At 62.4% G+C, this 12,543-nt stretch carries 15 protein-coding genes and 1 pseudogene; 6 read left to right on the forward strand and 10 right to left on the reverse strand.

Going from position 1 to position 12,543, the window contains the following annotated elements:
- Positions 1–12: 12 nt before the first annotated feature.
- Both N551_RS0105315 and N551_RS0105320 read left to right on the forward strand, forming a co-directional pair.
- The gene (locus N551_RS0105315) at positions 13–1,863 is read left to right on the forward strand and encodes an acyltransferase family protein (protein WP_035961115.1); all 1,851 of its coding nucleotides are present in this window, start codon (positions 13–15) and stop codon (positions 1,861–1,863) included.
- 129 nt (positions 1,864–1,992) lie between these two features.
- Positions 1,993–2,264: pseudogene (locus N551_RS0105320) on the forward strand (DNA polymerase IV); the annotation flags it as partial.
- 34 nt (positions 2,265–2,298) lie between these two features.
- Here the strand turns inward: N551_RS0105320 and N551_RS0105325 are convergent.
- Positions 2,299–2,508: a hypothetical protein gene (locus N551_RS0105325; RefSeq protein ID WP_007616043.1), complete on the reverse strand. Its 210-nt coding sequence runs from the start codon at positions 2,506–2,508 to the stop codon at positions 2,299–2,301.
- Between the two features lie 122 nt (positions 2,509–2,630).
- On the opposite strand from N551_RS0105325, the gene dinB reads away from it, so the two are divergent.
- Entirely contained in the window at positions 2,631–3,734 is a 1,104-nt protein-coding gene (gene dinB, locus N551_RS0105330) for a DNA polymerase IV (RefSeq protein WP_027566078.1), read from the forward strand.
- 115 nt (positions 3,735–3,849) lie between these two features.
- Here the strand turns inward: dinB and N551_RS0105335 are convergent, their stop codons facing one another.
- Positions 3,850–4,143, reverse strand: coding sequence for a hypothetical protein (locus tag N551_RS0105335; RefSeq protein WP_007598221.1), 294 nt, complete (start codon positions 4,141–4,143; stop codon positions 3,850–3,852).
- Between the two features lie 240 nt (positions 4,144–4,383).
- The gene (locus N551_RS0105340; protein WP_027566079.1) at positions 4,384–5,070 is read right to left on the reverse strand and encodes a DNA-3-methyladenine glycosylase I; all 687 of its coding nucleotides are present in this window, start codon (positions 5,068–5,070) and stop codon (positions 4,384–4,386) included.
- Positions 5,071–5,289: 219 nt separating this feature from the next.
- On the opposite strand from N551_RS0105340, the gene N551_RS0105350 reads away from it, so the two are divergent.
- Positions 5,290–6,117, forward strand: a complete 828-nt coding sequence (locus tag N551_RS0105350; RefSeq protein WP_027566080.1) for a metallophosphoesterase — start codon at positions 5,290–5,292, stop codon at positions 6,115–6,117.
- On the opposite strand, the gene N551_RS0105355 is transcribed toward N551_RS0105350, so the two are convergent.
- From N551_RS0105355 to N551_RS0105375, 5 genes are all read right to left on the reverse strand, one after another.
- Positions 6,056–6,541: a Crp/Fnr family transcriptional regulator gene (locus tag N551_RS0105355; RefSeq protein WP_027566081.1), complete on the reverse strand. Its 486-nt coding sequence runs from the start codon at positions 6,539–6,541 to the stop codon at positions 6,056–6,058. The two genes, N551_RS0105350 and N551_RS0105355, sit on opposite strands and share 62 nt — an antisense overlap.
- A 57-nt stretch (positions 6,542–6,598) precedes the next feature.
- Positions 6,599–7,147 (reverse strand): GNAT family N-acetyltransferase, encoded by a 549-nt coding sequence (locus N551_RS0105360; protein ID WP_027566082.1) that lies wholly within the window; start codon positions 7,145–7,147, stop codon positions 6,599–6,601.
- A gap of 122 nt (positions 7,148–7,269) precedes the next feature.
- Positions 7,270–8,013, reverse strand: a complete 744-nt coding sequence (locus N551_RS0105365; RefSeq protein ID WP_027566083.1) for a di-trans,poly-cis-decaprenylcistransferase — start codon at positions 8,011–8,013, stop codon at positions 7,270–7,272.
- Positions 8,014–8,043: 30 nt separating this feature from the next.
- Positions 8,044–8,418 carry a transcriptional regulator gene (locus N551_RS0105370; protein WP_007616058.1) on the reverse strand — a complete coding sequence of 125 codons (375 nt, stop codon included), beginning with the start codon at positions 8,416–8,418 and terminating at the stop codon, positions 8,044–8,046.
- Positions 8,405–9,022 carry a hypothetical protein gene (locus N551_RS0105375; protein ID WP_027566084.1) on the reverse strand — a complete coding sequence of 206 codons (618 nt, stop codon included), beginning with the start codon at positions 9,020–9,022 and terminating at the stop codon, positions 8,405–8,407. Before N551_RS0105375 ends, N551_RS0105370 begins: the two co-directional genes overlap by 14 nt.
- A 202-nt stretch (positions 9,023–9,224) precedes the next feature.
- Here N551_RS0105375 and N551_RS0105380 point away from each other — a divergent pair, with 202 nt between their 5' ends.
- Positions 9,225–10,469 carry a S1C family serine protease gene (locus tag N551_RS0105380; protein ID WP_027566085.1) on the forward strand — a complete coding sequence of 415 codons (1,245 nt, stop codon included), beginning with the start codon at positions 9,225–9,227 and terminating at the stop codon, positions 10,467–10,469.
- 76 nt (positions 10,470–10,545) lie between these two features.
- On the opposite strand, the gene N551_RS0105385 is transcribed toward N551_RS0105380, so the two are convergent.
- Both N551_RS0105385 and N551_RS0105390 read right to left on the reverse strand, forming a co-directional pair.
- Positions 10,546–10,824, reverse strand: coding sequence for a DUF3551 domain-containing protein (locus N551_RS0105385; RefSeq protein ID WP_027566086.1), 279 nt, complete (start codon positions 10,822–10,824; stop codon positions 10,546–10,548).
- 166 nt (positions 10,825–10,990) lie between these two features.
- On the reverse strand, positions 10,991–11,965 hold the full coding sequence (locus N551_RS0105390) for a tripartite tricarboxylate transporter substrate binding protein (protein WP_027566087.1): 975 nt from the start codon (positions 11,963–11,965) through the stop codon (positions 10,991–10,993).
- Between the two features lie 125 nt (positions 11,966–12,090).
- On the opposite strand from N551_RS0105390, the gene N551_RS0105395 reads away from it, so the two are divergent.
- The gene (locus tag N551_RS0105395) at positions 12,091–12,510 is read left to right on the forward strand and encodes a VOC family protein (RefSeq protein ID WP_027566088.1); all 420 of its coding nucleotides are present in this window, start codon (positions 12,091–12,093) and stop codon (positions 12,508–12,510) included.
- Positions 12,511–12,543 lie beyond the last annotated feature (33 nt).

The following is a 12,543-nucleotide window of genomic DNA, read 5'->3' on the forward strand; positions in this document are numbered from 1 at the left end:
TTGGAGGTGCCTGTGTCGAACTACAGGGCTGACATCGACGGCCTAAGAGCCTTCTCTGTCTTGGCCGTGATTGGATTCCATCTCAACTCGGCTCTGCCTGGTGGCTATATAGGCGTTGACGTCTTCTTTGTGATCTCCGGCTTTCTCATCGGACGGATGGTACTGGACGAAATTTCAAGCGGAAGCTTCAGTTTTACCGCGTTCTATCAGCGTCGGGCCCGGCGCATACTGCCGTCGCTGCTGTTTACCCTGTTCTGGACCTTTGCTGTGGCGTCCATCCTGCTGACGCCACGCGATATGGTCGCGTTTGCGAAATCGGCAATGGCGTCGCTGCTCTTTGCTGCCAACGTCTTTTTCTATCAGTCCAACGAGTATTTCGCGCAACAGGCTAGCGAACTACCGTTGCTGCACCTGTGGTCGCTCGGTGTCGAAGAACAGTTCTATATTGGCTTCCCGGTGCTGGCACTGATCCTCGCCCGGCTCTCCTGGCGATGGCTGGTGATCGCGCTTGCCGCGCTCGGTCTCGGCTCCGTCGCGTGGTCCCAAATTGAATTGAGTAGTAAGCCCGAAGCTGCCTTCTATCTGATCCACAGCCGGATGTTTGAACTCATCATCGGCATCCTGTTGTCACAGCTTCGCGCGTTCATTCTGACACCGGTAACGGCGGAACGCGTGGCTTGGTCTGGCGCCGCGCTGCTCTTCGCCACCCTCTTTCTATTTAATGATCAAACGCCATTCCCGGGGCTTTTGGCCTTGCTCCCCTGCGCCGCCGCCGCGGCGATCATCTGGTCGGGCCATGCCGGCACTCGGCTTTCGCGCCTATTGAGCCAACCGGTGATGGTTTACATCGGCAAGCTCTCTTATCCGCTGTATCTGGCCCATTGGCCCGTCATCGTCTTTGCTAAAATGGCGTTTCCTGCGAAGAGCGACGCTTGGCTGATGGCGCCGAGCGTCGCGACCTCGATCCTGCTGGCGGTTATTTCCTATCATCTGATTGAAAAACCTATCCGCTTCGGACGGTGGCGATCCGGGCTGGCCTACGTTGCGGCCGCTGCTGTCCTTTTTGTCCTTGGCCCTATATCCGCTCTCGCGACTGCCGGCTTTGAAGGCCGCTATCGACAGGCGGCCCGCGACATTCTCGACCTAAAGGGACAGGATCCTTTGGCGTCATTCCGACACAAAGAATGCTTCCTGGACCCCGAGCAGAGTTACGCAGACTTCGCCATGCAGAAGTGCCTGAGCTACCATCGACCCATGGCATTGTTGTGGGGCGACAGTCACGCTGCACACCACTTTGCCGGATTAAACCGAGAGATCGAGGCTGCCGGATATTCGTTGTCGCAGTTGACCGCTTCGGCGTGCCCGCCCATTCTCGGTTATGTCGTTAAGGAACGCCCATATTGCAGGGACATCAACGACCGCATAGTGGCCTTAATCGAGGCACGCAAACCTAGCATCGTCATTCTCTCATCATTCTGGAAAGTCTTTCACCCGGATCTATTGAAGCAAACCCTCATCAGGATAAGTGCCAGTGCCGGCACAGTTGTGGTGCTGGGGAACACTCCGATATTTGCCGAGCCGGTGCCGCGATTCTTGGCCCGCGAAGACAAGTCGGTGCCAATCCGGATGTCGGATCGTTCAGAGACAGAGCGGAAGATGAGCGAGATGTTTGCGCAGGGGCTTCCAGGCAACGTCAAGTACGTGCCTTTGATGGAGCTATCCTGTCCCAAGGGAGTCTGCGTCCTCGCAGGAGAGGACGAAGCGCCGTACTATTTCGACGAAGGACATCTCACGCAACTGGGATCGTCGTGGCTTGCTCGACAGATCGTCCCACTCGTCATTGAGCGAAAACGCGGATCGTAGTCGCGGTGGCCCGTAGGAGGGCTGCCCGAGCACCTCGGTGACAAGCGCGCCCGCCGGAACCTCCTGGAACGGAGTGAGGTTGCTACCCTGCCAGCAGTGAAGAAACCGGTGAACCGCCTCGGAATGCTCTTGTCGCTCGACGAGGCCTATCTCGAGGTGACGGAAAACCTGCAAGGCATCCCGCTTGCGCGGGACGTTGCGCTCCGGATCCGCGAGAGGATCAAGACCGAGACCGGCCTCAACGCTTCGGCCGGCATCCCCGACAAGTTTCTGGCCAAGCTCGCCTCCGATCATCGCAAGAACGGTCAGTTCGTGATCTCACCGGAGATGGGAGCCGCCTTCGTCGAGAGGCTGCCCGTCGGCAATTCCATGGGATAGGCCCGGCCACGGGCGCGAAGATGCCGGAATCATCGCCTGCTCAGCGCAAGCCCATGCTTATGTCAGCATCGAGATGATCGCTTGGACCTGGTCGGAAGCCGACGTGACCAGGCCATCGTACGACGTCTGGCCGTGTGCGGCCGCCTTCAGGATGCATTCGGCTACAGCCGCCTTCAGGCCGAAGACCGACTGATCGGGCGGCACGCTGGCCATCACGGCCTCCAGCGCCTGACGCATCGTTCGAATGAGTTCGGAGCTGTATTGCATGGGCTGTCCTCCGCGACCTCATATTAGATCGCATGCCCATGCTTGCCACTCACAAGCCTGAGATTGCTCGGTGAATCACACATCACCTCGCGCTTCTAATCCCTCAATTGTATCATCTTTCCATGAGCGAATCCGACACGGTGGCCGGCGAGGCCTCGCCCGTCCGCAAGATCATCCATATCGACATGGATGCCTTCTACGCGTCCGTGGAACAGCGCGACAATCCGGACCTGCGCGGCAAGCCCGTCGCGGTCGGAGGCTCCGCGGAACGTGGCGTCGTCGCGGCCGCCAGCTATGAGGCCCGCGAGTTCGGCGTTCGCTCCGCCATGCCATCGGTGACGGCGAAGCGGCAATGTCCCGATCTGGTCTTCGTCAAACCGCGCTTCGAGGTCTACAAGGCAATCTCTAGGCAGATCCGCGACATCTTCGCGGAGCATACGCCCACCATCGAGCCGTTGTCGCTCGACGAGGCCTATCTCGACGTGACCGAAAACCTGCAAGGCATCCCGCTGGCGCGCGACATTGCACTCAAGATCCGCGAGAAGATCAAGGCCGAGACGGGCCTCAACGCTTCGGCCGGCATCTCCTACAACAAGTTTCTGGCCAAGCTCGCCTCCGATCATCGCAAGCCCAACGGTCAGTTCGTGATCTCACCGGAGACGGGACCGGCCTTCGTCGAGACGCTGCCCGTCGGAAAATTCCATGGGATAGGCCCGGCCACGGGCGCGAAGATGAACGCGCTCGGCATATTCACCGGTCTCGATATTCGTCGTCAGACGCTGGAGTTCATGAATGCCAATTTCGGCAAGTCGGGCGCCTATTACTACTGGATCTCGCGCGGTGTCGACGAACGGCCGGTCCGGGCCAACCGGGTCCGCAAGTCCATCGGCGCGGAGACGACGTTCTCAAGCGACCTCACCGAATTCGACGCGCTGGTCCTCGAGCTCAAGCCGCTGGTCGACAAGGTGTGGCGCCATTGCGAGGCGACGGGCAGCCGTGGCCGCACCGTAACCTTGAAGATCAAGTTTGCCGACTTCGAGATCATCACGCGCAGCAGGTCCGCTCTTTCGCCGATTGCAGGCCGGGACGATGTTGAGCGGCTGGCTTGCGGCCTGCTCGAAGTCGAGATGCCGCTGCTCAAGAGCGTCAGGCTGCTGGGGGTCTCGCTGTCGTCCCTCCAGGCCGGGAACGATGCGGAGCCGCCGCAGCTGACTCTCGGCATCTGAACCAAACTGACGGGCTTTCGGCGGACGCAGACAGCCACGTAGAGCGCGCTCGCCACGCGAATCTACGGTGGCTGGTTTTCAGACTCGCCGCCGAAGGTCGATCCGCTGGGCCCGATCAATGCCTCACGTGTTCGAACACCACGATCACGCCGGTCGGCTCGGGCTCGTGCGCCATCAGGCGTGTCAGCTCGGAATCGCCCCAATCGGCGAGGCTGACGACTTCGCCGCTCTGGCGCTCGGTGCCGGGGGGCGCCGTAGGCTCGACGACCTTCAGCCCGGTCTCATCGACGAAGAAAGTGTGCTCGCCGAACATGCTGTTGAGCTGCGGCATGGCGGGATGCTCGTCGGGCAGCACCTGAGCGCCGAGCTGATTGACGGTCTGCTTCACCTGTTCGGATGTGAGCTTCATGAGCTGCTCCGTTTTTTGTCACGTCGGTTTCATTGAGCTAAGCCAAAGCGAACGTTCCCTGCGCCTATGTTCGCCTGGCCCAATCTCCCGAACAGGTGCTGCGCACAAATGTTCCGGAGAAATGCATTTCGTGATCGCGCGTCGCGTCTGCCGCGCTTGCGGCACCAGATCGCCACAGGATGCACATGATTCGACATCCCAAGAGCCGAATTCCAAGCTGAATTCCAAGAGCTGAATTCGCTACTCGCTCCTGTTCTCGCCAACCGACAGCGCGCAGATGCGTGACAGATATGTGTAGGACAGTCCGGTCTCCTCGGCCCAGGCGTTGAACTGCGCCTGCACTTTTGCCAGATCTCCCTTCGACTTGACCTCTTCGGCGATGTCGAGACCGGCATCGCGCAGACAGGCCACAACGTCCCTGGACGTCACAAAGCCGTCCCAGCCGACGAACCGCAGCAGCATCTGGCCGGTATTGCCACCCAACCGGCTGCCGCGCTTGCTCAGGAGATCGAGCAGGCCGATCTGGTCCGACGGCGGCCACTTCGTCAGAAACCTGCCGAAGCTGCCGTGCTCTTTTGCGATCTCCTGGACGAAGGCCGCGTTGTCGCGCACCGACATGATCTTGGCACCGTTGCGCACGATGCGCGCGTCGCGCATCAGGCCCTCCCAATAATCCTCGGGCTGGAAGGTGAGCTTGGCCGGCTGGAAACGCAGGAAGGCGTCTTCGAACCCCTCCCATTTCGTCTCGATCACGCTCCAGGCAAAGCCGGCACAAAACACACGCTTCGTCATCTCCGCGAGGATACGGTCGTCGCCGCGTTTGGCGAGGCCCTTCAGGTCGGGCTTTCCGGGCATCAGCTTTTCGAGCGCCTTGGGCCCGCCTTTGCGTTTTTCGGCGCGCGCACGAATGGTCTTGAAGGAGGTCATGGGAAGACGAGCTGTTGGGGACAGGAGTTGTTGAGGATACGCCACGACATCAGAATTCGATGATCCGGTCCAGCCCGGCGACGCTTCGATACTTGCACCCGCGAATGCGCCGCAGCATACTGCCCGCATTGAATTGGCGAGAGATGCGGCTGGTCTGCTTCTTGCGTTCAGATATTTTGCAATCCCTGAGCATTTTGACGTCTCACCCCTGGATTTCCGATGCGCTGCCTGGTCGTGGCCGACCTGCACTATTCGCTGCCTCAGCTCGACTGGCTCGTCAGCGCCGCTCCGCAATTCGACCTCGTGATCTTCGCCGGCGATGCGCTCGACATCGGCTCGATGGTGGATTTTCGCGCGCAGATCGTGGTGGTGAAGAAGTACCTCGCCCTGCTCGCCGCGAAGACCCGCGTGATCCTCTGCTCCGGCAATCACGACCTCGACGAGCGCAATGCGGAAGGCGAAAAGATCTCGCGCTGGATCTCGGAGGTGCGCGAGTTGGGGATTGCCTGCGACGGTGACAGCCTCACCGTCGGCGACACGCTGTTCACGGTGTGCCCATGGTGGGATGGGCCGCTGGTCAAGCAACGCCTCGTCGCGCAGCTCGCCGCCGCCGCCGCCGGCCGGCCGCAGCGCTGGATCTGGATCCATCACGCGCCGCCGGCGAATTCACCGACGAGCTGGGGCGGCAAGCGTTTCTTCGGCGACGTCGAGCTGGTGCAATGGATCATGCAGTACCAGCCCTCGATGGTGATCTCGGGCCATGTGCATCAATCGCCGTTCATTACCGATGGCTCGTGGTTCGACCGGCTCGGCCAGACCTGGGTCTTCAACACCGGTTTGCAACCCGGCCGCCCGCCGACATACATCGTGCTGGACCTCGATGCCGACAGGGCGTTCTGGCTTGCGGCCGGCGAGGCGCAATGGATCGATCTTGGCGCGCCGCTGCAGCGGCCCGGCGCTCCGATCGAGGCGCCGCCCGACTGGCTCACATTCTTGGATCGGATTGCCGATCCGAGCCTGGCGAGACCTCGAGCGGCGGCAGGTTGATCATGCTCTGGAGCACCTCGCCGACCATGGCCAGATGCGTGCCATGGCCGGCATATTGCTGCTTGAGATCGGCGAGATAGGTGTTGGCAACATTGAGCCGCTGCGCCAGCATCTTGGCGATCAGAAGTGCCACGCCCGCCTCCTGCCTGAGGAACGAGGCGGCGTCCTCGAATTCGTAGACGACGGAATCGGAGCAGGCCCGTACGGTCGCAGTGTGCGGCTGCCCCAGCAGCACAGACATTTCACCCAGCACCGCACCGGGCTCGGTTACCGTGGCGACCACCATCTCGCCCTTGAGCACTTCGAGCTTGCCCTGCATCAGCACATAGAGATGACCGGTAGTGCCGCCTTCGGCGACGATCAGCGTGCCGGCCGCAACCTGCCGCTCCGTCCCACCGGTGCAATAATCCAGAACAGCGCGCATCCGACCAAAGCTCCGTCGCAGGGAGATACTAGGGCACGATCGGCGTCGCGCGCTTGCTCAAATTTGTGGCAAGCCGCGCACCCGCGATAGACGCTTGGCGAGATGGACCGACTGCCAGTCTCCGAGACCGGTGTCCTCCAACCCCGCTTTCTTAGCAAGGCCGCGCATCTCGGCGTTCACGCGCGCGGTCTCGGCTGCAATCATCTCGTGACCGAGATCGCTCGCGCGCCTCTCCATCGCCGTCATCATCTGGAGGCCGACGCCCTGGCGCTGAAAGCCATCGGCAACAGAGATGGCGAAATCACCATGCCGCGCAGCCGCATCGTAGGCGTATCTGGTTTCGCCGATGATCGTGCCTTGCCCCTCCTGCCTGATCTCGGCGAGCAGGGTGAAATGACCGGGATGGCTGGTCCTGGCGACGCACTCGGCCGCGACCACGGCAATGTCCGCCCGCGCGCCCATGAAGCGCTTGTTGCGCGATGTCGCGGAGAGGCTCGTGAAATAGATCGAGAGGCTCTCGACGTCGGACGCGCTGGCGGGCCTGATACGGACCGTGGCGTGGGCTTCGGCTGACTCGACAATGGCATCCAGCAACGACTGTGACATCCGCGAGGCTTTCGGCAGGTTGCATCGAATGCAGACCTAGCCGAGACCGCGCGCTTAACGCTTGGACGGTGCTGCCAATCTTGCGGCCGAAAACGAACAGTTTCGTTCCTCGGTGCCGTGCGTCACACGCGCGAGAGTGAAGGCACCTCCTCGGGCACGATCGCCTGGAGGCCGCCAAAGCGGCGCTCGCGGCCGTGGAAGGAGACCAGGGCCGCGGCGAGATCGCCCGCGTCGAATTCGGGCCACATCCGCTCGGTGAAGTGCAACTCGGCGTAGGCGCCTTCCCAGAGCAGGAAGTCCGACAGCCGCTTCTCACCCGAGGTGCGGATGATGAGGTCGACGTCGCGCAAACCAGCTTCCCCGGTGACGAGCTGCGAGAACGCCTCGCGGGTGAGACTCGTCAGCGCCGCTGCCTTTGCCGCCGCGTTGAGGATGGCGTCGCGCGCGGAATAGTCGACCGCAATGCGCAGATGAAGCGTGCTGCCGTGCGCGGTGGCGTCTTCCGCTCGCGCAATCGCATTGGCAATGCCGTCGGGCAGACGGTCGCGGCGGCCGATCACGGTGAGGCGCACGCCGTTCTTGACCAGGCTCTGCACCTCGTTGGCGAGGTAAAACCGCAGAAGCGTCATCAGCGCCGCGACCTCGGCCTTCGGCCTTCGCCAATTGTCGGTCGAGAAGGCGTAGAGCGTCAGCGTGCCGATGCCCTGCTTGGGCGCGGCTTCGACGATGCGGCGGATCGTCTCGACGCCGGCCTCATGGCCGCGCATGCGCGACAGACCGCGCCGCGTTGCCCATCTGCCGTTGCCGTCCATGATGATGCCGACGTGAAGCTTTTCGTTGCGCGAGGACACAAGTTCACTTTGCATTGCAAAGTCTCCGGTCAAAAAAGGGGAGGATCAGGTCGAGACGATACCGAGGCGGCCGAGCGGCGCCGCCTCGCGGCCGGCGGCCTTGGCGGCGTCGCGCACCAGGCGTTCGAGCACGGCGAGATAGTCGAGGAAGCGGCGGCGGCCGGCCTTGGTCAGGCGGCAGGTCGTGTGCGGGCGATTGCCCTCGTAGCCCTTGGTCACCTCGACGAGGCCGGCTTCCTGGAGCACGGCGAGATGCCGGCTGAGATTGCCGTCGGTGAGGCCGCAGAGTTGCTTGAGATCGGCGAACGCCAGACCCTTCGGATGCGCCATCAGCGAGGTCAGAAGTCCGAGCCTCGCCTTCTCGTGGATCACGCGGTCCAGTCCTTCATAAGAGAAGGGTGCGCTGTCAATCTTCGACATCATGGTCTCCGGATGCGAAATACAGAATGCCCGCCATCACCGACTGCCCGATCACGAAGGGCAGGCCCATGGTCCAGGGCGACAGCGTGTGGGTTTGGCTCGCGAGCACCACCACCGCAAAGCCGGACATGAAATACCAGGCGCCGGCGAGCGCCACGGTGCGCGGCAGCGAGCGGACGGAGGCGAAAATGCCGAGCGACACCAGGATCTGCCACAGACCGGGCAGCAACCACAGCGTTTCGCCCGCGAACTTCCACATCACTACCGCAAGGAGAACACCGGCAACGCCTGCGGGCAGGAACTGCTCGACGGCCTGGTGGATCATCGCATCGGCGAGGCCCGAATGATGGCGGCGCGAACGTGCGCGCATCTCGATACCGATCGTCAGGCCGGAGAGCGCGGCGGCAATGAACCAGCCGAAGAAGAAACCGAGCGGCTCGCCGGTGGGATCATCGAGCAACCAGAATTGCAGGATTGCGGTGAGAAGCGCGACCGCACCGGTCGCCGCCATCGTCGCCGGGCCGTAGCCGCGGAACGCCGTGCCGGCCGCAATCTGGCTGCGGATCGCCACGATGTCAGCCAGCGCCTTGTCGAGATCGCGCATTGGCAACGCCAAAACCTCGTTCCGCCCATGCTTGCCGGGACTATCGATCCCGCTACTTTGTATCGCAAAGTATATCGGACTGCAAAGTAAAGGCAAGTCCCGAACGTCGCCTCTTGACGCCGGACCTCGCCGAACAACTGTCGGTTGCGCGACACCTGCTCCCACAGATAAGATGCGCGCGAATGCGCTCCGGGGGGAAAGTATGTGGCTTAAGTCATTCATCGTTGCGTCATTATTGCAGCTGAGCGTTGGCAGCGTTGCGCAAGCGGCCGGGCCATTCGGCAGCGTCAAAATCGGCAACTGGGTTGGCGGCGCGTTCAGCAATGACGAAACGGGAGCCTTCTCGCATTGTGCCGCGACGGCGCCTTATGCCAACGGCGTCGTTCTCGTCGTCGGCCAGAATACTGGGGGCTCGTGGATATTGAGCTTTGCGAGTCCCAGCTACCACTTCAAGCAGGGCGAGAACGCCGCGATCGACGTCATCTTTGACGGACAGGAGCAGGCCAGACTGTTCGCCACGGCCAACCAGACGAACATGCTCAGCTCCGTCATGCCTGCCAACGTGGTACGAGCGTTTCAGAAGGCAAGCCTGATGGTCGCGACGAGCGGCCGCACCGTGCTGAATTTCGACCTGACCTCGGCTGGGCCCGTGATTGCGGCATTGGCCAATTGCGTCACCAAGGTGAAGGCCGACGGCCTGAACAAGGCCGGAGACTTTACGAAGGTCGCGGCAAAGCCGCAGGCCGCGCCGGACAAGCAGGCATCACCGCCGGCCAGCAAGTCCGCCAAAGCCAAAAGCGGTACGGGCTTTGTCGTGAGTGCCAGCGGACATGTCGTCACCAATAATCATGTGATCAATGGCTGCGTCGGCGACATCAGGGGCAATCTCACGGGTGAAGCCGGGATGGTTTTGCGCGTGGTGTCGAGCGACGCCAACAACGATCTCGCGTTGCTGCAGGCGCCGTCGACGACCACGTTCAAGGAGTTCGCCCGGATCCGCGACCGCTCGATTCGCTCCGGCGATTCCGTCGTCGCGATCGGCTTTCCTTTCCATGGATTGCTGACTTCGGATTTCACCGTGACGACTGGCATCGTCAGCTCGCTCAGCGGCATGCGCAACGATTCGCGTTTCCTGCAAATCAGTGCGCCGGTGCAGCCCGGCAATAGCGGCGGCCCGCTGTTCGACACCACCGGGCAGATCGTCGGCGTCGTTACGGGAAAGCTGGACGGATTACGGGTCGCCGCTGCGACCGGCAACATCCCCGAGAACATCAACTTCGCGATCAAGACCGGCGCGCTGCGCGACTTCCTCGACAACTCCGTGGTGCCCTACCAGACTGCCGAACCGAAGGGCGAGATCAAGACCACCGACATCGCCGGCAATGCGCGGCCGTATACGATGCTGATCTCGTGCAATGGCACGGAGCAGGCTGAGGCGAAGCGGTAGCGGCAACGCGCACGGCGTCTGCGCGGCCGCGGATGGCGCGAACGCGATCCGGGCTGCCAGTCAAACCGCGAGTTCCTCAATACGGCGCGACGGGACGCGTGCGCCGCGGCTGCCGCGGTTGCGGCACGGACGATTGGCCGTAGGCGACGAGCGGATTGGGCCCGCAGGCCATGAGCCGGCCGGACACACTGGCCTGACATTGTCCATAGGTGCTGTAGGTACAATCGCCGGGATACTCGTAGCCGCCGCCCTGGGCACACCAGGGATAGTCGTGCGCCGCGGCGGGAGTGACGGCGGAGAAGCCGGCAAGGAGTGTCGCGCCGAGGCCCAGCAGAGCCAATTGCGTCTTGCGCATGATCCCAACTCCTATCCTCACAGCGCGAGATACGCGCCATATAACATCAGGTTTCGCCACGCCGTTTTATTCCAGATCGACGGGCGCTGACACGCAAGAAACCTTGATGCGCAAGAAAAAAGCCCTGCCGAACGGGCAGGGCTCCATCACGGACATCACGAGATCGCTACTCGACCTTCAGGCCGGCGAACTCGACGACCTTCTTCCATTTCTCGGTCTCGGCCTTGATCTCCTCGCCGAACGCCTCGGGCGTCTGCGCCCGCGGCTCGCCGCCGAGCTCGACCAGGCGCTTGGCCATGTCCGGCTCCTTTATCAGCGTGTTGATCTCGCTGTTGAGCTTGGCGATGATCTCCTTGGGCGTGTTCTTCGGCGCACCCATGCCGAACAGCGCGCTCGCCTCGTAGCCCTTCACCGTCTCGCCGATCGCCGGCACGTCGGGCAGCTGCGGCGAGCGCTCCGCCGTGGTGACGCCGATGGCGCGGAGCGAGCCGGACCGGATGTGCTGGATGATCGAGGGCATGTTGTCGAAGATCACCTGCACCTGGCCGCCGAGCATGTCGGTGATCGCGGGCGCGGCGCCGCGATAGGGCACGTGCTGCATCTTGCAGCCCGTCAGCGCCATGAACATCTCGCCGGACAGATGCACCGAGGTGCCGTTGCCGGAGGAGGCCATGTTGACCTTGCCGGGATTGGCCTTCACGTATTCGATGAACTCGGCGACGGTCTTGGCCGGCACGTCCTTGTTGACGGTCATCACGTTCGGTACGCGCTGGAACGAGGCGACCGGCGCGATGTCGCGCACGAAGTTGAACTTCAGGTTGGTGTAGAGCGAGGCGTTGATGTAGTTGGCCGGATTGACCAGTTGCAGCGTGTAGCCGTCGGGTTCGGCGTTGACGACCGATTCGGTGGCGATATTGTTGCCGGCACCCGGCTTGTTCTCGATCACGAATTGCTGGCCGAACTTCTCCGACAGTCGCTGACCGATCAGCCGCGCCAGGATGTCGGTGGCTCCGCCCGGCGGATAACCGACCACCCATTTCACCGGATGGGTCGGGTAATCGGCGGCAAGGGCCTTCGACAGCGGGCTGGCTGCAAGCGGACTGGCGGCGAGCAGGCTCAGCGCGGTACGGCGAGTGATCATCTCAAGGGTTCTCCCAACGTGTTGTTCTTGAAGCCAGATAGCTTGAAAATGGCGTCGGCGCGGTTGTAACAAAGCTTGCCGCAGGCGGAAAGTGCACGGGGCGCATCACGACGAAAGGATAAGGCATGGCGGTCAAGGTCGAATCCCTCGATCATCTCGTGATCAACGTCGCGGACGTCGCAGTGACCGCCGCGTGGTACGGCAAGATTCTCGGCATGGAAGTCAAGGTGTTCGACCCCGGCGGCGGCAAAGCGCCGCGGACTTCGTTGCAATTCGGTAACCAGAAGATCAACGTCCGGCCGCGCGATGCCAACAAGGTGGAGTGGTTCACCGCGGACCACCAGACCGCCGGCAGCGAGGATCTGTGCTTCCTCACCTCCGCGAGTCCCGACGAGGTGGTGGCGCATTTGAAGGCACATGGCGTCGCGATCGAAGAGGGCCCGGTTCCCAAGCAGGGCGCCCGCGGCACCCTGCGCTCGGTCTATTGCAGGGATCCGGATGGCAGCCTGATCGAGATTTCGTCGTATGAGGACGGAGGCCGGTAAGGCCAAGCCGCCTGCCCCACGCATCGTCATTGC

Origin of the sequence: Bradyrhizobium sp. URHA0013 (assembly GCF_000518345.1) — a bacterium.
Classification (GTDB): domain Bacteria; phylum Pseudomonadota; class Alphaproteobacteria; order Rhizobiales; family Xanthobacteraceae; genus Bradyrhizobium.

Coding starts and splice junctions, on each gene's coding strand:
- N551_RS0105325 (WP_007616043.1), bottom strand. CDS start 2,508: ATGCAATACAGCTCCGAACTCATTCGAACGATGCGTCAGGCGCTGGAG.
- dinB (WP_027566078.1), top strand. CDS start 2,631: ATGAGCGAATCCGACACGGTGGCCGGCGAGGCCTCGCCCGTCCGCAAG.
- N551_RS0105335 (WP_007598221.1), bottom strand. CDS start 4,143: ATGAAGCTCACATCCGAACAGGTGAAGCAGACCGTCAATCAGCTCGGC.
- N551_RS0105340 (WP_027566079.1), bottom strand. CDS start 5,070: ATGACCTCCTTCAAGACCATTCGTGCGCGCGCCGAAAAACGCAAAGGC.
- N551_RS0105350 (WP_027566080.1), top strand. CDS start 5,290: ATGCGCTGCCTGGTCGTGGCCGACCTGCACTATTCGCTGCCTCAGCTC.
- N551_RS0105355 (WP_027566081.1), bottom strand. CDS start 6,541: ATGCGCGCTGTTCTGGATTATTGCACCGGTGGGACGGAGCGGCAGGTT.
- N551_RS0105360 (WP_027566082.1), bottom strand. CDS start 7,147: ATGTCACAGTCGTTGCTGGATGCCATTGTCGAGTCAGCCGAAGCCCAC.
- N551_RS0105365 (WP_027566083.1), bottom strand. CDS start 8,013: ATGCAAAGTGAACTTGTGTCCTCGCGCAACGAAAAGCTTCACGTCGGC.
- N551_RS0105370 (WP_007616058.1), bottom strand. CDS start 8,418: ATGTCGAAGATTGACAGCGCACCCTTCTCTTATGAAGGACTGGACCGC.
- N551_RS0105375 (WP_027566084.1), bottom strand. CDS start 9,022: ATGCGCGATCTCGACAAGGCGCTGGCTGACATCGTGGCGATCCGCAGC.
- N551_RS0105380 (WP_027566085.1), top strand. CDS start 9,225: ATGTGGCTTAAGTCATTCATCGTTGCGTCATTATTGCAGCTGAGCGTT.
- N551_RS0105385 (WP_027566086.1), bottom strand. CDS start 10,824: ATGCGCAAGACGCAATTGGCTCTGCTGGGCCTCGGCGCGACACTCCTT.
- N551_RS0105390 (WP_027566087.1), bottom strand. CDS start 11,965: ATGATCACTCGCCGTACCGCGCTGAGCCTGCTCGCCGCCAGTCCGCTT.
- N551_RS0105395 (WP_027566088.1), top strand. CDS start 12,091: ATGGCGGTCAAGGTCGAATCCCTCGATCATCTCGTGATCAACGTCGCG.